The organism is Candidatus Limousia pullorum (assembly GCF_057405065.1).
The window spans coordinates 594,138-616,401 of sequence record NZ_CM171614.1 but is presented as its reverse complement, the minus strand read 5'-3'; the positions used below and the strand labels follow the sequence as shown (position 1 = coordinate 616,401).

General features: G+C 41.0%; 23 protein-coding genes and 1 pseudogene. 9 read left to right on the top strand and 15 right to left on the bottom strand.

The genetic code is table 11. The annotated features are described in order from the left end of the window. Nucleotides 1–372 precede the first annotated feature (372 nt). Entirely contained in the window at nucleotides 373–843 is a 471-nt protein-coding gene (locus CGICJO_RS02760) for an SLOG family protein (RefSeq protein ID WP_486499555.1), read from the bottom strand. Nucleotides 844–994: 151 nt separating this feature from the next. On the opposite strand from CGICJO_RS02760, the gene CGICJO_RS02755 reads away from it, so the two are divergent. The 8 genes from CGICJO_RS02755 (at nucleotide 995) to CGICJO_RS02720 (ending at nucleotide 7,545) form a co-directional block, all read left to right on the top strand. Next, nucleotides 995–1,303, top strand: coding sequence for a helix-turn-helix domain-containing protein (locus CGICJO_RS02755; RefSeq protein ID WP_486499554.1), 309 nt, complete (start codon nucleotides 995–997; stop codon nucleotides 1,301–1,303). A 15-nt stretch (nucleotides 1,304–1,318) separates the two neighbouring features. Beyond that, nucleotides 1,319–1,627, top strand: coding sequence for a helix-turn-helix domain-containing protein (locus CGICJO_RS02750; protein ID WP_486499553.1), 309 nt, complete (start codon nucleotides 1,319–1,321; stop codon nucleotides 1,625–1,627). A 200-nt stretch (nucleotides 1,628–1,827) separates the two neighbouring features. Continuing rightward, nucleotides 1,828–2,175, top strand: coding sequence for a helix-turn-helix domain-containing protein (locus CGICJO_RS02745; protein ID WP_087377157.1), 348 nt, complete (start codon nucleotides 1,828–1,830; stop codon nucleotides 2,173–2,175). 232 nt (nucleotides 2,176–2,407) lie between these two features. After that, nucleotides 2,408–2,584, top strand: a complete 177-nt coding sequence (locus tag CGICJO_RS02740) for a DUF4250 domain-containing protein (protein ID WP_087377159.1) — start codon at nucleotides 2,408–2,410, stop codon at nucleotides 2,582–2,584. A gap of 379 nt (nucleotides 2,585–2,963) precedes the next feature. Then, complete coding sequence (locus CGICJO_RS02735) at nucleotides 2,964–3,413, top strand: CtsR family transcriptional regulator (protein ID WP_486499552.1); 450 nt, start codon at nucleotides 2,964–2,966, stop codon at nucleotides 3,411–3,413. A 68-nt stretch (nucleotides 3,414–3,481) separates the two neighbouring features. Continuing rightward, complete coding sequence (locus tag CGICJO_RS02730) at nucleotides 3,482–4,009, top strand: UvrB/UvrC motif-containing protein (protein WP_486499551.1); 528 nt, start codon at nucleotides 3,482–3,484, stop codon at nucleotides 4,007–4,009. Between the two features lie 2 nt (nucleotides 4,010–4,011). Next, complete coding sequence (locus tag CGICJO_RS02725) at nucleotides 4,012–5,010, top strand: protein arginine kinase (protein ID WP_087377165.1); 999 nt, start codon at nucleotides 4,012–4,014, stop codon at nucleotides 5,008–5,010. 63 nt (nucleotides 5,011–5,073) lie between these two features. Further along, nucleotides 5,074–7,545, top strand: coding sequence for an ATP-dependent Clp protease ATP-binding subunit (locus CGICJO_RS02720; RefSeq protein ID WP_486499550.1), 2,472 nt, complete (start codon nucleotides 5,074–5,076; stop codon nucleotides 7,543–7,545). A gap of 73 nt (nucleotides 7,546–7,618) precedes the next feature. Here the strand turns inward: CGICJO_RS02720 and CGICJO_RS02715 are convergent, their stop codons facing one another. Beyond that, a complete protein-coding gene (locus CGICJO_RS02715) occupies nucleotides 7,619–8,665 on the bottom strand; it encodes a Fic family protein (RefSeq protein ID WP_486499549.1) in 1,047 nt (348 codons plus the stop codon). A gap of 349 nt (nucleotides 8,666–9,014) precedes the next feature. Between CGICJO_RS02715 and CGICJO_RS02710 the strand changes: the two genes are divergently transcribed. Then, a complete protein-coding gene (locus CGICJO_RS02710; RefSeq protein WP_486499548.1) occupies nucleotides 9,015–13,997 on the top strand; it encodes a dockerin type I domain-containing protein in 4,983 nt (1,660 codons plus the stop codon). 281 nt (nucleotides 13,998–14,278) lie between these two features. Here CGICJO_RS02710 and CGICJO_RS02705 read toward each other — a convergent pair whose 3' ends face one another. The 13 genes and pseudogenes from CGICJO_RS02705 to CGICJO_RS02645 all read right to left on the bottom strand — a co-directional run bounded on the left by CGICJO_RS02705 (nucleotide 14,279) and on the right by CGICJO_RS02645 (nucleotide 22,112). After that, complete coding sequence (locus CGICJO_RS02705) at nucleotides 14,279–15,406, bottom strand: dockerin type I repeat-containing protein (RefSeq protein WP_486499547.1); 1,128 nt, start codon at nucleotides 15,404–15,406, stop codon at nucleotides 14,279–14,281. Nucleotides 15,407–15,703: 297 nt separating this feature from the next. Beyond that, complete coding sequence (locus CGICJO_RS02700; RefSeq protein WP_087377175.1) at nucleotides 15,704–16,213, bottom strand: helix-turn-helix domain-containing protein; 510 nt, start codon at nucleotides 16,211–16,213, stop codon at nucleotides 15,704–15,706. 109 nt (nucleotides 16,214–16,322) lie between these two features. Next, on the bottom strand, nucleotides 16,323–16,766 hold the full coding sequence (locus CGICJO_RS02695) for a GNAT family N-acetyltransferase (RefSeq protein WP_486499546.1): 444 nt from the start codon (nucleotides 16,764–16,766) through the stop codon (nucleotides 16,323–16,325). A gap of 93 nt (nucleotides 16,767–16,859) precedes the next feature. Further along, nucleotides 16,860–17,330, bottom strand: a pseudogene (locus CGICJO_RS02690) (lysine--tRNA ligase); the annotation flags it as partial. 166 nt (nucleotides 17,331–17,496) lie between these two features. Continuing rightward, nucleotides 17,497–18,753: a site-specific integrase gene (locus CGICJO_RS02685; protein WP_486499545.1), complete on the bottom strand. Its 1,257-nt coding sequence runs from the start codon at nucleotides 18,751–18,753 to the stop codon at nucleotides 17,497–17,499. A gap of 14 nt (nucleotides 18,754–18,767) precedes the next feature. After that, nucleotides 18,768–19,007, bottom strand: coding sequence for an excisionase (locus CGICJO_RS02680; protein WP_055056860.1), 240 nt, complete (start codon nucleotides 19,005–19,007; stop codon nucleotides 18,768–18,770). A 10-nt stretch (nucleotides 19,008–19,017) separates the two neighbouring features. Beyond that, nucleotides 19,018–19,254, bottom strand: a complete 237-nt coding sequence (locus CGICJO_RS02675) for an excisionase (RefSeq protein ID WP_015518030.1) — start codon at nucleotides 19,252–19,254, stop codon at nucleotides 19,018–19,020. Nucleotides 19,255–19,269: 15 nt separating this feature from the next. After that, the gene (locus CGICJO_RS02670; RefSeq protein WP_412287171.1) at nucleotides 19,270–19,491 is read right to left on the bottom strand and encodes an excisionase; all 222 of its coding nucleotides are present in this window, start codon (nucleotides 19,489–19,491) and stop codon (nucleotides 19,270–19,272) included. A gap of 97 nt (nucleotides 19,492–19,588) precedes the next feature. Continuing rightward, entirely contained in the window at nucleotides 19,589–19,810 is a 222-nt protein-coding gene (locus CGICJO_RS02665; protein ID WP_486499544.1) for an excisionase, read from the bottom strand. A 2-nt stretch (nucleotides 19,811–19,812) separates the two neighbouring features. Continuing rightward, nucleotides 19,813–20,406 carry a type II toxin-antitoxin system PemK/MazF family toxin gene (locus CGICJO_RS02660; protein ID WP_486499543.1) on the bottom strand — a complete coding sequence of 198 codons (594 nt, stop codon included), beginning with the start codon at nucleotides 20,404–20,406 and terminating at the stop codon, nucleotides 19,813–19,815. Nucleotides 20,407–20,473: 67 nt separating this feature from the next. Further along, nucleotides 20,474–21,058 carry a sigma factor-like helix-turn-helix DNA-binding protein gene (locus CGICJO_RS02655; protein ID WP_055161997.1) on the bottom strand — a complete coding sequence of 195 codons (585 nt, stop codon included), beginning with the start codon at nucleotides 21,056–21,058 and terminating at the stop codon, nucleotides 20,474–20,476. 230 nt (nucleotides 21,059–21,288) lie between these two features. Beyond that, nucleotides 21,289–21,507, bottom strand: coding sequence for a hypothetical protein (locus CGICJO_RS02650; protein ID WP_486499542.1), 219 nt, complete (start codon nucleotides 21,505–21,507; stop codon nucleotides 21,289–21,291). Nucleotides 21,508–21,545: 38 nt separating this feature from the next. Continuing rightward, nucleotides 21,546–22,112 carry a hypothetical protein gene (locus CGICJO_RS02645; protein ID WP_486499541.1) on the bottom strand — a complete coding sequence of 189 codons (567 nt, stop codon included), beginning with the start codon at nucleotides 22,110–22,112 and terminating at the stop codon, nucleotides 21,546–21,548. Nucleotides 22,113–22,264 lie beyond the last annotated feature (152 nt).

The following is a 22,264-nucleotide window of genomic DNA, read 5'->3' as shown; positions in this document are numbered from 1 at the left end:
AAATCTTTCTATTATTTTAAACGAGCACTGCGGCTCTTTCGCAGAAGGGGAAGGTATCTTCGGATACTTTCCCTTTTTTTGTTTTGTGATTTTAATCATCTTGACATTAGTAAAAAAACCATATGAAACATAAGAAAACACTTTATAATATTGATATATTTATTGCGGTATGTTATAATAAGCTGAAAACAGGCTAAATGATAAGGTGTTCTATACAGAAAATGCCGATTGCAGCAAGGACGGAAAGATTACTGTCTATGACGCAACTCTTATTCAGCTTATGCTGGCATCATAATTGATTATTATCCGTTATTAAATAACCCAAAAAAGTGGCCGCTTCTTCGGAAGCGGTCATTTTGTATTTATATGGAATTATCTGCCTAAGTTTATAAGCTGCAAACCCTTTTCAACGGCATATTTTGCGGTGTAGGCTGTTCCCCCTGTGTTTTTGGTGAGATAGGCTATGCAAACACTGCTTTTGTCCACAAGAGCTCGGTTTCTTTTGAACATACAGCCCTTGGTATAGTTTAATGATGTGTATATAACCTCGTCGGATTTATTTTTTATATCTTCATAAACGGAAATATCATATTCCGACCAGCCCTTTGTCTGTTCTAAACATGGCAGTATTAAAATCAGTTTTATGTGGGGATATTTGGATTTTAAATTCAGCACGCACTGTGCCGCCATTGTATCAAATCCCAGTGCGCCCCCTGCGGCAAAAACACTGTAGCCTTTTGCAATCAGTTCTTCTACAGTGCGGTTTAAGAGGTTTGCTACATAGTTCAGCTGTCCCATGGGAATAGTTCTGTGTCCGGTAAAACAACATGTTATTTCTTTCACTTTTTTCAACTCCTTTTATTATATCATTATAAAACCTGCATTTTTACAATTATAACACTTAAAAACAAATAACACAATATAAATACAGCTTGTCAACCAATAATATTTATGCGTGTGTGGGGTAAAATCCTTATATGGATGGTGAGTATAAATGACTGAAAAGGATTTTTCTTTGCGTTTGGCAAGACTGAGAGAGGAAAAGGGAGTATCTGCAAGAGATATGAGCTTATCAATGGGTCAGAACCCCGGGTATATAAATAATATAGAAAGCGGAAAGTCCATGCCTTCACTTACGGGTATATTTTATATCTGTGAATATTTGGGAATTACGCCAAAGGACTTTTTCGATATAGATAATAACGACCCTGCAAAAATTCAGGAGCTTGTTTCTGCTGCCAAGGGATTGAACAGCTCGCAGCTTGACCATCTCATTGCAATTATAAAGGATATAAAAAGATAATTAGTGGTGATAATCGTGGAAAAGGAAGAGTTTATAAAGAGATTGACCGAGCTTAGAATGAATAAAGGCGTTTCAGCAAGAGATATGAGCCTGTCGCTGGGACAGAGTCCGGGATATATCAATAATATTGAAAACGGGGTTAATCTTCCGTCTATGTCTTTGTTCTTCTATATCTGCGATTATTTTGGTATAACACCCCTTGAATTTTTTGATATGGATAACAGCGACCCTGCAAAAATTCAGGAGCTTGTTTCTGCTGCCAAGGGATTGAACAGCTCACAGCTTGAACATGTTATTGCCATTATAAACGACATAAAAAAATAATTTGGTATCTATATTATATTGTGTTTAAAAGTTTCCGGGCAATATTTTGTTGTGCCGGAAATTTTTTTGTCTGTTTTAGTTACTATAAATATATAATTATCTTTAGTAATAATTATAGTATATCATCTCATGTATATAATATCAATAGTATATAGTAAAAATAAATAAATATTTATAGACTATATGCAGAGGTGATAGTTATGAGCGAAATCGCAAAAAGAATAGGCAGGCGTATCAGGAGTTACAGGGTGGAATTGGGTTTAAGTCAGGAAAAGCTTGCGGAAATGTCCGGCTGTCATCCAACTTATATAGGGCAGATTGAGAGAGGGGAGAAAAACGCCACACTTGAGAGTGTCGAAAAAATTTCATCAGCGTTAAAAGTCCCGTTGTCTAAGCTTTTTGATAAAATTGAAAATTTTGAAAGCGGAACAGAGTCTGAAAACATTCCTTTGGAATGTTACGATTTTCTTTTGTCAAAAAGCAAAGAGGAGCAGGAACAGCTGTTTAAAATCCTTTTGGAAGTGGATAGATATAAGAATTTGAATTGAATTTTTAAATTAAAGCTTTGTATGTCGGATGTAAAAGAAAAAGGTCTCGTCCGACATGTGATGAAGTGAATTTTTAAATGAAACCTCAGCATGTCGGATATAAAAGAAACGGAAATAAAAGAAAAATAATTGACAAAGGTAGAGTTGGGAGTATAATTGAGGAAGAAAAGTTATCAACATAGGATAGCTTCAATGTTGATAAGTTTTTAATTTTAAATAGGGGGTATTTTTAATGGCTGTTCCGCAGGATCCGGTTATTTTGCTTTCATTTATAAATACAAAACTCAGGGATTTTTATCCCTCACTTGAGGAGCTGGGCAAGGATTTGGATGTAGATACAAATGAGATTGTCGAAAAGCTCAAGATGATAAATTACGAATACGATGAAAAACAAAATCGTTTTGTGTGATAATTTTTGATTTTATTTATTATAAAAGGTCAAACTTTCAGAGAAGAGAGTTTGACCTTTTGTTTTTATAAGAAAAACTTAAATTAGTGAGAACCATTCTCAAAATTACGGAAAAGGTCTCGCCCGCCTTGGAATGAAGTTAATTTCTAAGATATACCTTTGCAAGGCGGAAATAAAAAATAAAAAATTTTTAAAAAAATTTGAATTCGTGAGGAAAACGGAGGAAATTGGAGATAACGGGAGATTAGGGGTAGCTAATTTGATTTGTTTGACTTTATTTGACTTTGACTTTCTTTGACCTTCACGCTATAATATTAACAAAGGTCAGGGAAAGTCAAACAAAGGACAGTGAAATGTCCGTATGATAGGTGGCATTAGTATGAGAATGAGCGATTTAGTCGCCAATTATATATTGGATATGCTGGACGAGCAAAACGGCAACGCCGAAATAAGAAGAAACGAGCTTGCCGGCACTTTGGGCTGCGTTCCCAGTCAGATAAACTATGTTATCACCTCAAGGTTTACGCCGGAACAGGGATACATTGTTGAAAGCCGACGGGGAGGCGGGGGCTATATCAGAATAACGAGAATAAAACTGGACAGAAGTTCCGCCATAATGCATATAATAAATTCAATTGGCAAAACTCTGGACAGAGCCACCGCAGAGGCTATGCTTACAAATATGGTTTCACAGGAAATAATAGATAAGCAGACAGCAAGACTGATGGCCTGCGGAATTTCCGAAAGGTCATATCAGGAAGTCCCGCAGAAATACCGTGACGGATTGAGGTCGGGCATATTTAAAAATATGCTTCTGACCTTGATTTAGCGGTCTTAAAAAGTAAAACAAGTTAATAAACATATATAATGTATGATTTAAGCAAGGGGGATTGCTTTATGAAATGTCAAAAATGCGGTGTTAACGAAGCTACTACACATATAAAAACAATGATAAACGGTCAGTACACAGAGTATTACCTCTGTCCGGACTGCGCAGAGAAGATGGGCTATACAAATATGTTCGGAGACTTTTCCTCTGAGTTTTCCAATTTGCTTGGAAGCTTTTTCGGAAACGCTCTTCCGGAGAGAACACAGGCCACAAGATGTCCTTTCTGCGGAAGCACATACAACGACATTGTTAAAAACGGAATTGTGGGATGCGCCCAGTGTTACGACACATTCAGAGATGAGCTTGTTCCCACAATCAGAAGAATACATGGAAATACAACACACTGCGGCAAGAAATCAACACAGTGGAGAAATAATTTGCAGAACAGAAAGATTGCAAAGGCTCAGAAAAATGAACTCACCACAACAAACAGCAAGCTGGACAATTTGAAAAAACAGCTTCAGGAGGCTATACAGGCTCAGGAATTTGAGCAGGCAGCAAAGCTTCGTGATGAGATTAAGGGAATGGAGGGATAATTATGGATAACTCAATAGTTGTTTCCACAAGAATCAGGCTGGCAAGAAATTTGAAAGGATATCCTTTCCCATCAAGACTTGACAGCAAGAGGAAAAACGAGATAGTTCAAAAGGTTTACAATGCTCTTAAAGAGGGCAACAGCGCAATATCCTCCGATTTCCAGCTTATCAAGGTGGGAGAGCTTACAAGAGCTCAGGGTTTGTCCTTTGTTGAAAAACACCTTATCAGTCCGGAATTTATAAACGGCGATAAAGAGGGCAGAGCCTTGGTTTTAAAGGATGACAAAAAGGTCAGCATTATGATAAACGAGGAAGACCATGTGAGAATACAGATTATCACAGACGGTCTTAACCTTGAGGGCGCATATGATTTGGCGGATAAGATTGATACGCTTCTTGACGAAAATCTTGATTTTGCCTTTGATGAAAAGCTTGGATATCTTACCCAGTGTCCTACAAACTTGGGTACAGGCATGAGGGCTTCTGTTATGCTTCATCTTCCTGCTTTGCAGAAAACAGGAGCTTTGAGCAGAATCGGCGGAAACCTTTCAAAGCTTGGCTTGACCATAAGGGGAATTTACGGCGAGGGTACAGAGCCTAAGGGCGCAATGTATCAGCTTTCCAACCAGGTAACCTTGGGAATTTCCGAAAGCGCCGCCATCGAAAACCTTAAAAATATTACCGACCAGCTTGCTTCTCAGGAAGTAAAGGCAAGAGAAACTATTATGAAATCTGTTTCCATGAGGGATACAGTTCACAGAAGCTTGGGTATTTTGAAATACGCCTTGGCAGTAAGCCACGACGAGGCTATGGAATTGCTTTCAAATGTGAGAATGGGCGTTGTTTCCGGAGAAATTACCGGAATTACCTGCGAAACAATCGACAAGCTCATACCGGAAATTCAGCCGGCAACAATGATTGTAACAGCAGGTGAAAATCTCGACCCTGAAAAGAGAGATATTTTGAGGGCAAAGACCATAAGAGAAAGACTTGGAGCTTAAACTTAAAATTAACATATTTGCGATAAATGAAAAAAATGAAAAAAAGAAAAGGGAGGCAGGTATATGTTTAATTTTAACGGATTTACACAGAAAGCAAATAACGCTTTGAATATGGCAGTTGATGCGGCTCAGGATATGGGTCACACCTATGTTGGCACTGAGCATATACTTTTGGGCCTTGTGTCAGAGGAGTCCGGCGTTGCAGCCTCAGTTTTGCAGCAAAACGGACTTTCCGCCGAGGATTTGAAAGACCTTATCGAAAGGACAATCGGCACAGGAAGCAGAACTGTTATAACTCCCGACGATTTTACACCGAGAACTAAGAGAGTTATGCAGACAGCTATGGTGCTTTCCGCAAGACTTGGCCACGGCTATGTCGGCACAGAGCATCTGCTCATGGCTCTTATTTCCGAAAGGGACGGCTATGCAATCAGATTCCTTGAGGAATTAAATGTAAATATAAATTCTGTTCTTTCCTCTCTTAAAGCCAGCATGGGAGCTGACTCCGAGGAAGAAAACCAGCAGTCAGGAATTGACGGAATGCTTAACAAAAACGGACAGTCAAAGGGCGGCAACAATGCCCTGGGCAAGTTCGGCAGAGATTTGACCGCCGCCGCAAAGAACGGCGAAATCGACCCGGTAATCGGCAGAGAAGAGGAAATCCAGAGGGTTATCCAGATTCTTTCAAGAAGAACAAAGAACAACCCTGTGCTTATCGGTGAACCCGGTGTTGGTAAAACAGCGGTTGCCGAGGGTCTTGCCCTTAGAATTGTAAAGGGAGAAATTCCGGAAATTCTGAAAAACAAGAAGATTGTAAGCCTTGACCTTACAGGCATGATTGCAGGTACTAAGTACCGTGGCGACTTTGAGGAGAGAATTAAGGCGGCAATCGACGAGGTTAAAAAGTCAAAGGATATTATACTTTTCATAGATGAGCTTCACACAATCGTCGGTGCAGGCTCAGCAGAGGGTTCAGCAGACGCCGCAAATATTTTGAAACCGTCACTTGCAAGGGGCGATTTCCAGGTAATCGGCGCAACAACAATGGAGGAGTACAGAAAGTACATCGAAAAGGACGCAGCTCTTGAAAGACGTTTCCAGCCTGTAACAGTGGGCGAACCTTCACAGGAAGAGGCTGTTGAAATTCTTAAAGGCCTCCGTGACAGATACGAAGCCCACCACAAGGTAAAAATCACAGATGAAGCCATTGAATCAGCGGTAACACTTTCATCAAGATATATTGCAGACAGATATCTGCCTGATAAAGCCATCGACCTTATCGATGAGGCGGCTTCCCGTGTAAGACTTTCAAGCCTTACCTATCCGCAGGAGATAAAAGAGCTTGAGGATAAGATAAAGAAGCTTGAAAACGAAAAGGCAAGCGCCGTAAACGAGCAGGATTTTGAGAATGCGGCAAAAATCAGAGATAAGCAGAAAGAAGCCAATGCAAAGCTTGAGGAAATGAAGAAGAGCTGGAAGGACAAAAACGCCAATGTCAGCGGCGAAGTAAAGGGCGAGGACATTGCGGAGATTGTTTCCCAGTGGACAGGTGTTCCTGTATTCCAGCTTACAGAAGAGGAAAGCCAGAGACTTTTGAAGATGGAGGATATTCTCCACAAGAGAGTTGTAGGCCAGAACGAAGCTGTAACAGCCGTTGCAAAGGCAATAAGACGTGGCAGAGTTGGTCTTAAAGACCCGAAACGTCCGGTAGGTTCATTTATCTTCTTAGGTCCGACAGGTGTAGGTAAAACAGAGCTGTGCAAGGCTTTGGCGGAAGCTATGTTCGGCGACGAAAACGCAATGCTCAGACTTGATATGTCCGAATACATGGAGAAACACACAGTGTCCAGACTTGTCGGTTCACCTCCGGGATATGTTGGCTATGACGAGGGCGGTCAGCTCACAGAAAAGGTAAGAAGAAAACCATACTCTGTAGTTCTTTTCGATGAAATTGAAAAGGCTCATCCGGATGTATTCAACATTCTTCTCCAGATTCTTGAGGACGGCAGACTTACAGACTCTCAGGGCAGAACAGTTGACTTTAAGAACACTGTAATTATCATGACCTCCAACGTTGGCGCAAGACTTATCACAGACCAGCAGAACGGTTTGGGATTTGCTTTCGACAATCCTGAAAACAAGAAGGAAAAGACCAACGAGGAAATCAGAGAGGCTGTTATAGGCGAGCTTAAAAAGCTCTTCCGTCCGGAATTCCTCAACAGAGTTGACGATATTATCGTGTTCAACAAGCTTACTCAGGAGGAAATCAAGGAAATCGCCGGAAAGCTTTTGGAAAACCTCAAGGCAAGACTTAAGGCTGTTGATATCGACGCAGAGTTTACAGACCAGGCGGTAACAGAGATATCAAACGAGGGCTACGACGATACCTACGGCGCAAGACCTTTGAGAAGAGCTATTACCTCAAAGATTGAGGACGCACTCTCCGAGAAGATGCTGGAAAACGAGATAAAGAAAGGCGACCGTATTGTCTGCGACTTCAAGGACGGAAAGTTCACCTTTACACCAAAAGAATGATCCACAAACAGCGGATTGAAACCTTAATATAAAGAAAAGGCTTGCTTCAAATAGGGAGCGAGCCTTTTTGCTGTTAATCATTTCGAGTGTAGAATGTTGCTTTGCCTGTACCGTGTCGTATAATAGTGCCTTCCTCTACAAGCTTTTTCAGTGAATTTTCTACCGAAGTTTTTCCTATAGACGGGACAAGCTCCATAATATCACTCTTAGTGAACTTTCCTAATTTTTCTAAAACAGCCCTTCGCACTAATTCCACAGCTGGAAGTTTTTCATCGAACAGGTCAATACGGCTTTCAAACTCACGATATGCTGAAAGAATAATCCTAAGTATATATTTTATAAAGGGAGAAGGGTCGTTTTCAGCTTCGTGCCATCCTATGCCGCTTTGTTCAAGAGCATCGTAATATTTATCCTTTGTTTTTTCGATTTTACTTTCTATGCTTATATATCGTCCCACAACGTAACCGCAGCGATACAAAAGCAACGTGGTAAGCAACCTTGACATACGTCCGTTGCCGTCATTGAATGGATGTATACAAAGAAAATCATTGATAAAACAGGGTATTAAAATCAGCGAATCAATTTCACATGAATCTATCGACTGATTAAAGCTTTCACAGATAGTATCTATAGCTTCGGGTGTTTCATATGGAGCAAGAGGCATAAATCTTATTGCCTGTGTTCCGTCACAACGTGTTTCTGAAATATAGTTTTGCGTGTTTTTAAATCTGCCGCCGATTGTTTTTTCTGAATACTTATATAAATCCCTGTGAAGCTGTAGAATATAGGAAGCTCTTAGAGGGATGTATTCAAAATTTTCGTGAATCGTATTAAGTACATCACGGTAACCCATAATTTCCTGTTCGTCCCTGTTTTTTGGAGTGGTTTTTTCCTGATAGAGCTGTTTTATGCGTGTACTTGTTGTAACTATGCCTTCTATTTTATTGGAAGCCTCCGTGCTTTGAATTTTCGCAGCTTCCACAAGCTTATCTAATACGGCAGGTTTTTGTTTCAGATATAATTCCTGCCTGCCTTTGTATTCGTGAATTTGCGCCACTAAGCCAAGCATTTCACTGTCCCATTTTTTATCTTTTAAAAATGAATAAATAAACCTTCTCATTCCCTCACCTCTATACATTTACGCCTAATTTTACCGTATAATTGGGCGATAGTCAATGGGCTGGGCGTATTTTACGGACTCTTAATTAGTATGTGGAAAAACATGTTTATTATTTATGTGATGAGCTTGCTTAATTAAAAATAAAGCAAGCCTTTTCTTTTGTGTTTCTGTTTTACGGTGGTGTTACAGCAAAGATTATAAAATAATCCGTTTATACTTTATTTATATTTGTGAACCTTACAATTTTGTAAGGTTCGTGATTTTTGTGTTTTTGTATGGTATAATATAACTAAAGATATATTGGACTGACCGTCAAATATATTAAAATTTACAATAAGGAGGTCAATACATGAAAAAGAAAATTTTATCAATGGCTATCGTTGTGTGTATGCTGATTTCAATGATGCCAACGATGGTTTTCGCAGCAGAGGAAATACCATACCTTGACGAAAACGGCACAGAGCAGACCTGCGCTTCTGCCACGGAGGTCACAGCAGAAGATACCGTGTGGACAGCGGGCTGGTACATAGCGCAGGGAGAGGTGACTCTTGCAAACCGTGTGGAGGTTCAGGGAGATGTACACCTGATACTTGCAGACGGAGCAAAGCTTACTGCGCCTTCGGGCATTAAGGTTCAGGACAACGATAAAGATATTTTAAACGGAAGTCCCAACAAGTTTACAATCTATGCTCAAAGCACAGGTGAAGCCACAATGGGAAGACTTGAGGCTGTGTCGTATGAAAAAAATGCGGCAATCGGCAGTAGTAGTATTTCTGATTGGCATGATGATGTATATCCCGGAGGAGAAATTACCATAACCGGAGGTATTGTCACAGCCAAAGGCGGCATAGGAGCCGGAATCGGCGGCGGCGGTGTATCAATACTAAGCAAAAAAGGGGGAGACGGCGGAACAATCACCATAACCGGAGGTATTGTCACAGCCACAAGTGAAAAGGGACAAGGAATCGGCGCCGGATTCTGCGACTACCCGCTGGCTGAAGGATTAGGCGAACCCGGAATATTTACCACCGGAGAAAAGGGAAATGCGGTAATTTTCGCTTCTTCAATAGGCGACCAGAGCCGCAAGGACAGCTGGGAAGGTGTTATCTTTGAGGGAACCGAAGGAAAGCTTTACGGCGATAATATAATTGTTGAAAGTGATTTTGAAATTCCCCAGGGGTATACTCTTACAGTAGAAGCAGATAAAAAACTGACAATAGGTAAAGATGCAACCCTTACAAATAACGGAACAATAGTAAACAACGGAACAATTAAGACTTACAATACTTTCGCAGGCGGCGGAACAGTACAGGGAAATTCCGTTATAAATTTGACAGACAGAAATGTAAAGTACCTTGACGAAAACGGAGAAGAGCAGATCTGTGTTTCTGCCACGAAACTCATGGAAGACGATACCATATGGAACGAGGGCTGGTACATAGCGCAGGGAGATGTGACCATTACAGACAGAGTACAGCTTAATGGTGACGTACACCTTATACTTGCAGACGGAGCAAAGCTTAATGTACCTAAGGGTATTTCGCTTTACAGAGATTCCGACAGATTTACAGTCTATGCTCAAAGTACAGATGAAGAAAAAATGGGCAAGCTTGAAGTAAGCGGTGATGAATACAATAATGCCATAGGTGATAGACCTGATGCTGGAGAAGTCACTTTCAACGGAGGAACAGTTACAGCTTCAGGAAGCTATTACGGTATTTCGGGAAATGTTACTATCAACGGAGGAAATGTTACAGCCTCAGGCGAAATAGGTATTTACGGAAGCAATATTGCCATCAGCGGAGGAAATGTTACAGCCACAGGCAAAGATGGCGGCGTAGGCAGCGGCATTGAAGCAAGGGAAGTTATAACCATCAGCGGAGGAACGGTTATAGCCTCAGGAGATGCAGGTATTGTCGGAAATAATGATATTACCATCGACGGAGGAACAGTTACAGCTACAAGTAAAGATTTTGTGGGTATTTATGGAAAGAATATCACCATTGGCGGAGGAAATGTTACAGTCTCAGGTGGTCGTGTAGGAATCGAAGGACCTCTTTCAACAGGAGAAAGCGGAAATGCGGTAATTTTTGCTTCCTCAATATCAGATCAGAGCCAAAAAGACAGCTGGAACGGTGTTATATTTGAGGGAACTCAGGGTAAGGTTTACGGAAACGTAACTCCGGAAGGAAGCTTTGAAATTCCTGCAAACTATACTCTCAATATCCCCGATGGAAATACTCTGACAATAGAGAAAGATATAACTTTGACAAACAGCGGAGTAATTGAGTTAGGCGGAAAAATAATAAACAACGGCACAATAATAAACAACGGACAAATTATTAAAATCAGTGATAACGGAGCTGTTGAGGGCAGCGGAAATATTTCCGGAGAAGATATAACAGACACTGTCAGAAATGAAAAATACATCGACGAAAACGGCGAAGAGCAAATCTGCGCTTTAGCATTCAGTGTAAAAGCTGACGATACAGTATGGAGTAACGGCTGGTACATAGTACAGGGAGAGGTAACCCTTGCAAACCGTGTTGAGGTTAAGGGAGAAGTACACCTGATACTTGCAGACGGAGCAAAGCTTATTGCGCCTACCGGTATCAAGGTTCAGGACGATGATAACAATGGTGAAACCGAAAGTCTTAACAAGTTTACAATCTATGCTCAAAGCACAGACGCAGCCACAATGGGAAGACTTGAGGCTGAGTCAAATGAAGGCAATGCAGCAATCGGTGGCGATTTTAAGAGGATGGGTAAGCCGTATCCCGCAGGAGAAATTACCATAGCCGGAGGTATTGTCACAGCCAAAAGCGGCAGCGCAGCCGGAATCGGCGGCGGTGGTAGCGGGGCATCAATAATACCGGTAAAGGGAGCCGGCGGAAAAATCACTATAACCGGAGGTATTGTCACAGCCACAAGTGGAACAGGATACGGAATAGGCGCCGGATACAAAAACTCATTTATTGACGGATCAAATGGCGAATACGGAACATTCACTACCGGAGAAAACGGAAATGCTGTAATTTTCGCTTCCTCAATAGGCGACCAGAGCCACAAGGACAGCTGGAAAGGCGTTATCTTCGAGGGAAGCGAAGGAAAGCTTTACGGAGATACTGTAACACCTGCATCTGACTTTGAAGTTCCTCAGGGACATACTCTTACAATAGAAGCAGGACAAAAACTGACAATAGACAAGAATATAACCCTGACAAATAACGGAACAATAAATGTAAACGGAGCAATAATTAACAACGGAACAATCATCAACAACGGAATTATCAATAATAACGGAACAATTGATGACTTGGGAAAAATAGAGGGAACCGGAGAAATCACCGGAAGCCCGGTAAATTCGGCTTATAAGGACGTAAAGTACATAGACGAAAACGGTGAAGAACAAACAGCCAATGCTCTGGGAATCAGCGCAAGCAATGTTCTGTGGAGTAATAACTGGTATATAGTAAAGGGAGAGGTAACCCTTACACACCGTGTGGAGATTCAGGACGATGTACATCTGATACTTGAAGACGGCGCAAAGCTTATTGCACCTTTGGGTATTAAGGTTCAGGACGACGATGATAATGCGGAAAACGGAAGCCTCAACAGCCTTACAATTTACGCTCAGTCCACAGACGAAAGCACAATGGGAAGTATTGAGGCGACAGTAAGCGACGATAATGCTTCTGACTCACCGATAGGCTCTGATGGTATTGTAGACGATAGCGGATCACTCATCGAATATATAGTTCCATGCGGAAATATAACTATAAACGGCGGAAATATAAATGCCGCAAGTGACATGAGTGCTGCAATCGGCGGCGGCAGTGCTATGCATTGCGTAGCCGGCGGAAATGTAACCATTAACGGAGGAACTGTAAAAGCCCAAAGCCGTTTGGGAGCCGGAATCGGCGCTGGCTATTGTCTAATCGGCGGAGGCGGCGGAAATATAACCATTAACGGAGGAACTGTAAAAGCCCAAAGTAGTTCGGGAGCCGGAATCGGCGGAGGCGGCGGTCATTCTTTAAATTACGGAACCGCAGGTAAAATTACAATTACCGGAGGAAGTGTTACAGCTATAAGTACTTATGGACACGGAATCGGAGGAGGAGCTGACTCTGAAAATGTCATAGGAGAAGCCTCAGTCTTTACAACAGGCGAAAACGGAAATGCCGTTATTATAGCTTCCTCAATAACAGACCAGAGCCAGAAAGAAAACTGGCAGGGAATTATTTTTGAAGGAACTCAGGGTAAGGTTTACGGAAATGTAACACCTGATGAGGACTTTGAAGTTTTGGAAAATTATACCCTTGATATTCCTGAAAACATAACTCTCACAATAGCCGAAGGTATAACAATGACCAACAACGGAATAGTGAATGTGTTGGGAACAGTAGAAAAAATCGGAACAATAATCTGTAACAGCCACTCAGGCGGAACAGCTACCTGTACAGAGTTGGCAGCCTGCAGTCTGTGCGGAGTACCACACGGAACATTGAAGCCTCACTCCATAGTAGAAACTGACGGCAAGGAGCCGACCTGTGAAGAAAGCGGATATGAGGCATGCTGGATTTGCGAAAACTGCGGAAAGCTCTTTATAGAGCTTGGAAAGCCGGTTGAAATTCCTGCCCGTGGACATAAGCTTACAAAGGTAGAGGGCAAGGAAGCCACCTGCGGAGAAAGCGGATTTGAAGAATATTGGACATGCGACGCCTGCCAAAAGATGTACTCCGATGCAGACGGAATAAACGAGATAGAAGCTCCTGTAGAAATCCCTGCACTTGAGCATACTCTCACAAAGGTAGAGGGCAAGGAAGCAACCTGCGGCGAAAGCGGCTTTGAAGAATACTGGAAATGCGAAGTATGCGGAAAGATGTACTCTGACGAAAACGGAGAAAACGAGATAGCCGAGCCTGTAGAAATACCTGCACTTGAGCATAATCTCACAAAGACAGAGGGCAAGGAAGCAACCTGCGAGGAAAAGGGCTTTGAAGCATACTGGACATGTGAAGTTTGCAAAAAGCTTTTCTCCGATGAAAAGGGAGAAAATGAAATAACCGCTCCTGTAGAAATCTCTGCACTTGGACATACATATGAAGACGGCGTATGCATAAACTGCGGAAAGCCGGAAGTAAAATATGAGCTTGGCGATGTAAATCAGGACGAAAAGCTTGATATTTACGACGCAACAGCTATCCAGTGCTATGTGGTATTGATACCGATAGAGGGAATATTCAATAAAGAGCTGGCTGATGTAAATCAGGACGGAAAAATCACAATAAACGATGTTACAGCTCTTCAGATAATACTTACAAAAAAATAATTTACAGAAAACAATAGATAATGGTTTCTAATAGGAAAACCGCAAGCCTTGAAAAAGGTTTGCGGTTTTATCTTTGTGGGATAAAATATTTCAGCGGGTCTTGAAAAATTCAAGGCCCGCTGTATACAGTGATTATTCAGCATTACAATAATTAGTTTTTATTAAGTTTTATGTCATTATGTCGTCCCTTTGCAGAGGCTTTAAGCATCCTGTAAAAACTGCTTATCATTAAATAAGAGCTGAATAATTTCTGCACATGTTTTATGTGGCTGTCAGAAAACTTATACGTTTGAAAGCATTGCCTGAATAGCAGTTGCGTCGAGAATTGTAATATCTCCGTCGCCGGTTACATCTGCAAGCAATTCATCAAATACATTTGTTTCTGTCAAAGTATTAGCCAGATAAAGCTGAACCAAAGTAACGTCGTTGATATCAAGGATAGAGCTGTTATTTACATCGCCTAAAATAGCGTTGCAGTTTGTGCATATTCCGTCCTCAATATTGTGACCTGTTGCAGGAATAACCTTCCAGCTGTCTATATCGGAAATTTCCTTTGTGACTGCTTCGTCTTCAAAATATTTACCGCATACAGGGCAATAGTAATAAGCCTTTGTTCCGTCCTTTGTGCATGTAGCAGGTGTGGACTCGTACTTTGCAAGCTTGTGGTCCATAGTTATTAAAGTTTCTGTGCGGAGATATTTTGACAAATTATCTGTGATATTTATTTTGTCGGAAGTAACAGGTGAACCTGCAACTTCTGATGCGCTTTCCTGATTGCTTCCTGAGTATACCTTTACAGCAGGTCTTGCGCATGGGTCTGAGAGGTCAGGAATTGAAACAAAGATATTGTTTGCTTCAATAGAATGGTCTGCGCCTTCAAGTGTCAAATTGGCGCCCTTGATAGTAACATCTCCGTCTGAATAGACAGCTCTTCTTTGGAATGCTCCTGAAGTATTGTTATAGCAATTAAGTGTACCGCTTCCGCATATTGTAATATTTCTTTCTGATGATATAGGTGCAAGATAATATTTGTTGTCACTTGTGATTGTGTTATTTCCTATTACTTCTATTGTAAAATCATTTTTACAGAAGATAGATGATTGTACGGGATAAAAGAATATTGTTGTTGTAAAATCAACTTGTGAAGAAGCTGTAATGTATGCATCCTTCAGTGTAAGAGTTTCTCCGTCCCATTTGATGTTCCAGCTGTCATCTTCTGTCAAACCTGAGTCAACAGTTACGTTGCCGTCATCAGGATTTGTAACAGCGTACACCGGATTGCTTTTAGAGCCTGAAATAGTCTGTGAACCTACTACGATTGAAGTTGTTTCTTCTGCCATAGCAATAGTTGGGAAAAGTCCGATAACCATGCACAGGCAGATGGCTGCTGCTAATAAACGCTTTTTCATTTTCGTTCCTCCAATTAAAAAATAATTTTGAAAAGTTACAGAATATACAAGATTTTATATGCTGTATTTCCTGTTTTTTCCTGTGAAATAATTATAGCATAAAAAAACACCAAAACCCTGAACCTTACAAAAATGTAAGGTTCGATTAAATCTTGCTGTGTTATTTATTTTTGTGACTGCATTTTTTATAACTACACTTTGAAATTGGCTTGTTTTATAGGTGAAATATGAAAAGAGAAAATAAAAAGCGTTTGAATGTACATCGTAGATATACAAACAAACGCCTGTTAAAATATTTTATCTTTTCTCTCGGGTCAATACAGCTCCGACTATTCCTCCGATTAAGGCAAGCGGTGCTAATCTTACGAACAGCCACTCAAATGATTGAAAGCCTACTCCCATAACTGCGGTTTCCGGTTTACTGTAATCCCAGCCCAAGTACGGACTGTTCAGCAGAAATAAAACCGCAAAAACAATTACTATTAAAGTACACAGTGAGATAAAAACCCAGTGAAATATTTTTCGTGTCATTGTTTTTCTTTTGGCAAACTGTAGGTTTATAACCTCCAGCTTTTCGGAAATCGCTTTTAATTCATCCGGTTTTGGCTCATCAATCGTTTCTCCAAGCAAAGTGCTTACAGGAGTTTCCAAGGCTTCTGAAATGGAAATCAGCATATCGGAATCCGGCACAGACAAACCCTTTTCCCATTTGGAAATTGTCTGTCGTACAACATTGAGCTTTACGGCAAGTTCCTCCTGTGAAAGCCCTTTTGATTTTCTGAGAGATTTAATATTTTCATTTAACACTATGGATAACCACCTTTCTTTCAGTTGTTACCATTATTCTATAGAAAACACCCCGTTGCCGCAAGCAACGCATATTAACATTGGATATGTTTTAGTCGCAAGCTTGTTCCTATATGTTTTTTCGTAAGTAAATCATATCTGTCAGCCTAACATCGCCGTCATAAATCGGGTGGTCATAATTATCAGCAAAGAAATTCTTAATAACATGGGAACGGGTAAAGCCGCACTTTTCATAAAAAGGTATTGTTGACGGGCTGTCACCCGTTCCGACCTGCAATATGGAATAATCGCCCTGATATTTTTTAGTGATAAACTCAATCAATGCTTTGCCGTAGCCCTTGCCCTGAAACTGTGGGTCTGTGGCAATGTTTTTTATTTCAAGAACTCCGTCACCTACATCTAACACAACACATTCTGCCTTGACTCCATTATCCTCTAAAACATACATTGTTCCATTTGTAAGATATCGGTCTATCATATTTTCCTGTTCGTCTGCCAATAACAGCAGATTTAGATATTGTTTTTTATCTTCTTTTACTTCTTTAATATCCATGGTTCTCACTTCATATAATATTTTTTATTTGAAAATGGGCAATCCCCAATAAAGGACTGCCCATTTATTTTTTATTATTAGTTTGAATACATCTTAATAAAGCTTTGCGCCGGCTGGGATGTGGTCGTCTACCATCAAAAGGTGAAGCTTTTCTTCTCCCTCTTCACTGTGTACAGCGGAGATAAGCATTCCGCAGGACTCAATGCCCATCATTGGTCTTGGTGGAAGATTTGTAATAGCTATGCATGTCTTTCCAACAAGCTCTTCCGGCTCATAGTAAGCGTGGATGCCGCTTAAAATTGTTCTGTTTTCGCCTGTGCCGTCATCAAGTGTAAACTTCAAAAGTTTCTTGCTCTTTGGAACTGCTTCACAAGCCAAAACCTTTACTGCACGGAAATCTGACTTTGAGAATGTTTCAAAGTCAACATAATCCTTGAACAAAGGCTCAATCTCAACCTTTGAAAAATCAATCTTCTCAGGCTCTGCCTTAGGTGCTTCCGAAGCCTTTGGAGCTGTGTCTCTTTTTGAGTCGCCGAGAGGCTTCATGGTGGGGACGAAAGCAACCATCTTTTCAATCTCTCCTAAACCTCCTCATATCTCATAATAGGTCTAAACAGCGTTTCTTCCGGAATCGCTATATCCCTATAAATTCGTGTAGTTTTTTGGTGGATTGGAGTACAAATTGGTGTAAATGGTGTAGAAGCTTTTATCCTCGCTCAAGAAATGCCGCTTATTCGTTAGACACTTTATTATACTCGCTTTTGAAATATGAGTCAAGACCTTCAAACTCGGACTGCCTAAGCTCCTTCGTCACATCGGTATAGATGTTAAGCGTTGTTGAAATATCCTTATGACCAAGCGTATCTTGAATGACCTTGACATTCACTCCTGCTTCGCACATTCTCGTTGTAAATGTATGTCTTAGTGAATGGCAGCTAAAATGCGGAAGTAGCACTTCGGGATTTTCATTCTTCAAAAACTGCTCATCGTTACAGTCACGGATTATGCGGCGGATTGCTTTATTCAGTGTTCCCTGATGTTGCGGATTTCCGAAGCGATTGATAAAGATAAAATCTGTATATCCATCAATGGTAGCGATACAATGAAGATCAAGCAACTCCTGCCTTTCCTTTTCCATTATAATTGCCTCTTTCACAAAGCTGAGCATTAGCACTTTTCTCTTTCCAGCCGGAGTTTTCGGCGTATTGACATTAAAATAGCAGCCTTTTTTGCTTCCATCGGTGCGGTGGTCATAGTAAACCAAAGTATGATTTACATCAATAACATCATTCTCCAGATCGACATCACACCATCTTAATCCGGTAAGTTCTCCAACTCGAAGTCCTGTTCCTAACAAAACCGCAAAGATTGGATACCAATATTGTGCGGCGGGAGTATTTTTCAAGTAGCTTAAAAATAATTCCTGTTCGGGACGGGTTAAGGCTCTGCGCTTTTCTGTTTTGAAGCAATGTGCTTGCTTCAGCTCTCTAAGTACATTATCTGACGGATTATTTCTTATATAATCATCATCAACCGCCATATCCAAAATTTGATGTAATACCGTATGGATACTGTCAATGGTCGAGGGTTTTAGCTGGCGTTCGTCTGTAAGGTAATTATAAAACCTCTTTATATCTGTTTTTTTCAGCGATGAAACTGTTTTTAAGCCTATTTGATGACGGACAAAGGTTTCATACATATATTTATAATTCTCAAAGGTGTTGTTCTTCAGCCCTCGCTTCAGTTCCTTCCAAAGCTCATAGACCTCATTGACCGTCGTATATCGGGCTTCGGTTTTAATGCCATCGCTCTTATCTTTTTTAATTTGTTCTTCCTTGTAGCGCAATTCATCAAGCGTCTTGGCATATACGCAAAACCTCTTATGATTGCTGTCAGTCCATCGGAATTGATAAGTTCCGTCAGCCCTTTGCGATTCGCCTGTCCGAAGCACGGCTCTCGACTTGTCTTTTCTTTTTGTTCTCGGCATAATTCTCTCTCCTCCTATATGCGAAACTGCTTATCAAGATAATCAATGAACGCTTCTCGGATCACACAGATTTGTGTGCCGTTATTTACCGTGAAAGGACAATTCCCTTGTGAAATGATTTGGCGGATTTTTGCCCTTCCGATTCCGGTGTATGCGGCAGCTTCTTCAACGGTTAAAATCGTTCTCGTCCAAAACGGTGTGTTTTCCGACCTCTTTTGGAGTTCACTTCTGTAAGCTAAAATTTTTTCGTCCATACGACCTCCATCATATTGAATACATCTGCTCAATGTATTCATCAAAAATCCTGCGCTTAATCATTCTCCGATTGCCTACCCACAGCACAAACGGACAATCGGCAAGGCTCGTCATTTCATAAAGCTTATCCCTACCTATTCCCGTATACTCTGCCGCTTCTTCTATCGTCAAATAAGGTTTTACCCAAATTGGAACAGCAGCCACACGCCTGTTGGAACTGCCTGTTTCAGTCAGTTTGTTATCCATTCGCTCGTCCTCCTCTCAAACGGAATACTGTGTTTCGAGATAATCCTCGAATTGTTTTCTTTTAATCAGCCGCTTTGTTCCATTCCATAGGACAAAGGGACAGTTTTTTTGATTTGAAATTTCTTTGATTTTAGATACGCCTATTCCTGAGTATTCGGCGGCTTCTTCCACTGTCAGATTCATTTTCTTCCACAACGGAACTCTCGGCATATCCGGATCGTGCTTTTTGTTGAGCATATTGCTGTACCTCCTTGCTTTTGGTAGTTACAGCATAGTCAATATCCTGCGATAAGCCAATTATGCGAATCGGCTCATCGCAGGCTTGACTTTTTCATTAAATTGAGTATTGCCGTTCTATATACTCATCAAAAGCTTTTCGTTTAATCATTCTCCGGCTGCCTATCCATAAGACAAATGGGCAATCCTCACTTTCTGTCATCTCATAAAGCTTTGTCATTCCGATACCGGAATAGGCTGCGGCTTCTTCAATCGACAGATTTGCCTTACACCATATAGGAATGTCAAACTTCCGTTTCCTTTCCCTGTTTTGCGACATCCCTATACCCCTTTCCCTTTGAAAGAGGTGCGTTTATCATAAACGACATAATCCCAGCCTCTATCATTGCACTTATCACAAGTACCTTTACTTTTCTGAAAAGGATCAAGGCGTCTGACAACATAGTTCGGATTGCGGAAATAGTCATTTAAGCATTTCGGACACAGGCAGCGAATGTCGCCGATCCTGTCAGTGTTGTAAAGCCATAGACCGAATGTTTTTTTCAAAGCTGCGTTAATCTGCCTCCAAAGGCGTTCATCATCGACAAAGCCGATATACTCTGTCAAATCATCTTTATTCACAGTCTGTATTTGCTCAAGCAACACCATTGAAGGCTTCGTCAGACCGAAATCCTCGCCTAAAATAATGTGGGACGGCAAATACCTCTTTTTTATTACACTCGTAATGGACGCAACAATAACAGTAGGCGCATTCGCATTGAAATTGTCTGCCTGAATTACCAGCACAGGTCTTACACCTGATTGGATAGAGCCGATTCGTGTGCCAAAATCGTAGGAAAATATATCCCCACGCCTGATTTCTGTTTCCTTCATTTTATGTATAACCTCTCTGTTCATTGAGTTTAGAAAGCGCATTTCATATCCGGAATAGAAATACCCCTTCACTCATTTGGACAAAGGAGTGCGAAATGCACACCCAAAATCAGAGGTTTTCATAAAATTTTTTGAAATTTTTTATTGCGGCAGCGATTGACTTGTCTACGGAGCTATAATTTATGCCCTCCTCTTTTGCAATTTTTCTTGAACTAATCCCAAGCAAAACAGATTTAAGAAGGCGCTCCCTTTGAACAGGTTGCAGCATACTTAACGCTTGTCTTACCTTAGAAAGTTCTAACTGCCGCAGCTTTTCTTTTTCTTCCTCGATCTGTTCCTCCTCCGCTTTATCAAACGGATCAATAAACGGTGCGATAGATTTCGGATGGAACTGCTCAAAAATATCATCTTCGTAACCGTATACATCTATCGTCCTTTTGCTGCGCTTTTCATATTTATCATTATTTCTATGTGATTCGCTAATCACTTCTCCCTGTGCCATTGACAGAAGTATAAAAGGCGTATACCTGCTGATGACATCAGGGTACTTATCCCACAATGCTTCTTCGGACAGCTCCGTTATAATTGCCCATTTTTCCGTTCCAGTGAAACCACTATACTCATACCGAAGGTTGATGAGTTTACAATCCTGTGCAAATAATTCTACCTGCTTTTTTACTGTAAGTTTTTTCATTTCCGTAATCTCCTTAAATTTGGAATTTTTGATATATAAGGTCACAATCAAAAACTCCGGAGATCACGGATACCTACATACAAACGCCTGCCATACTGTGATAGACATAAAGCTCCCTTTCCGCTTGACAAAAGCGAAAAGGGCTGCACAAAAAAAGCAGCTATAACATTCAAGCCCGAAGGCTGAAAGCTATAACTGCTTCTTCAAAACACATATTCAATTCGTTTTGCCTAAGCTGCTGTATTGCCGCCTAAAAGATATTCAACCAGCATTTGAAAATCAAGAAAAATTCTCAAAGCTTTAGGCATACTAATTGTAACAGATTTGCTTTTTCGTATCATCGGCAAAACTGCGCCAATTTTCTGCCATTTTGTTTTCAGCCTCGTTCCGTAAACGAAAGCCGTTCCTTCGGGCAGCATACACAGTGTAGCATACGCAAGGTCGGACATTCAGTAGGGATTTCGTCGGACTTTAGTCGGACAAGCCTTTATTTGAAAAAATCGGGAATATCGTCGCTTTCATCAGCTCCCTTCATATTGAAGATTCCTTTGAAGCACGGAATCGCATATCCCCACAGGGATACGCCGAGAAGCAAAATCGCTTCCCGCTTCCGGTCGTAAAAGGTACTGCGCTCCATATTCAAGAGATCGAGCAGTTCGCTCTCCGTATATCGAAACGCTGTCAGGTAACTTTTCGATATGATCTCGTGGTACAGCCTGCCGTTGTTATGGTAGTCATATATTTTCGCCATAGCGGTATCAATCAGATCAACCATCCACTTGTTCTCAAACAAGGCGCTGATACGGCTCTCAAACTCCTGTTTCTCGGTATCCGGCGCAAACAGCTCCAAATAGAGAAAAGCGCTATCCAGTTCTTCCCCATAATATACCAGTTCCTCATTCACACGGGCAGACTCGCTCAGTGTGATCCAAACCACATCACGGTATACGCTGAGAAGCAATTTTGTTTTCGAGAATATATCCGATTGATTCAAATTAAGCTGCTCGTACATTTTCCGAATACTTTTCGCAGTGATTGTATCTTTCCGTCCCATCTGTTCGCCTCAATCCTTAAAACGGGTATCATTTGTTTGGTATATAAAAGTTCAAGCTAATTTGCTGAACTCCCTTGACAAAACACGCAAGTTCAGGTATTATATATACGCAACTTACTTGCGTATTGACATTATACGAAATTAACTTGCGT

Bases quoted from the DNA above. Each gene is read 5' to 3' on its own strand.
- CGICJO_RS02645 (WP_486499541.1), bottom strand. From the start codon at position 22,112: ATGGGACGGAAAGATACAATCACTGCGAAAAGTATTCGGAAAATGTAC.
- CGICJO_RS02755 (WP_486499554.1), top strand. From the start codon at position 995: ATGACTGAAAAGGATTTTTCTTTGCGTTTGGCAAGACTGAGAGAGGAA.
- CGICJO_RS02665 (WP_486499544.1), bottom strand. From the start codon at position 19,810: ATGTCGCAAAACAGGGAAAGGAAACGGAAGTTTGACATTCCTATATGG.
- CGICJO_RS02710 (WP_486499548.1), top strand. From the start codon at position 9,015: ATGAAAAAGAAAATTTTATCAATGGCTATCGTTGTGTGTATGCTGATT.
- CGICJO_RS02695 (WP_486499546.1), bottom strand. From the start codon at position 16,766: ATGGATATTAAAGAAGTAAAAGAAGATAAAAAACAATATCTAAATCTG.
- CGICJO_RS02715 (WP_486499549.1), bottom strand. From the start codon at position 8,665: ATGAGAAGGTTTATTTATTCATTTTTAAAAGATAAAAAATGGGACAGT.
- CGICJO_RS02705 (WP_486499547.1), bottom strand. From the start codon at position 15,406: ATGAAAAAGCGTTTATTAGCAGCAGCCATCTGCCTGTGCATGGTTATC.
- CGICJO_RS02655 (WP_055161997.1), bottom strand. From the start codon at position 21,058: ATGAAAAAACTTACAGTAAAAAAGCAGGTAGAATTATTTGCACAGGAT.
- CGICJO_RS02730 (WP_486499551.1), top strand. From the start codon at position 3,482: ATGAAATGTCAAAAATGCGGTGTTAACGAAGCTACTACACATATAAAA.
- CGICJO_RS02725 (WP_087377165.1), top strand. From the start codon at position 4,012: ATGGATAACTCAATAGTTGTTTCCACAAGAATCAGGCTGGCAAGAAAT.
- CGICJO_RS02720 (WP_486499550.1), top strand. From the start codon at position 5,074: ATGTTTAATTTTAACGGATTTACACAGAAAGCAAATAACGCTTTGAAT.
- CGICJO_RS02670 (WP_412287171.1), bottom strand. From the start codon at position 19,491: ATGCTCAACAAAAAGCACGATCCGGATATGCCGAGAGTTCCGTTGTGG.
- CGICJO_RS02685 (WP_486499545.1), bottom strand. From the start codon at position 18,753: ATGCCGAGAACAAAAAGAAAAGACAAGTCGAGAGCCGTGCTTCGGACA.
- CGICJO_RS02740 (WP_087377159.1), top strand. From the start codon at position 2,408: ATGGCTGTTCCGCAGGATCCGGTTATTTTGCTTTCATTTATAAATACA.
- CGICJO_RS02675 (WP_015518030.1), bottom strand. From the start codon at position 19,254: ATGGATAACAAACTGACTGAAACAGGCAGTTCCAACAGGCGTGTGGCT.
- CGICJO_RS02660 (WP_486499543.1), bottom strand. From the start codon at position 20,406: ATGCGCTTTCTAAACTCAATGAACAGAGAGGTTATACATAAAATGAAG.
- CGICJO_RS02735 (WP_486499552.1), top strand. From the start codon at position 2,964: ATGAGAATGAGCGATTTAGTCGCCAATTATATATTGGATATGCTGGAC.
- CGICJO_RS02745 (WP_087377157.1), top strand. From the start codon at position 1,828: ATGAGCGAAATCGCAAAAAGAATAGGCAGGCGTATCAGGAGTTACAGG.
- CGICJO_RS02680 (WP_055056860.1), bottom strand. From the start codon at position 19,007: ATGGACGAAAAAATTTTAGCTTACAGAAGTGAACTCCAAAAGAGGTCG.
- CGICJO_RS02650 (WP_486499542.1), bottom strand. From the start codon at position 21,507: ATGTCCGACCTTGCGTATGCTACACTGTGTATGCTGCCCGAAGGAACG.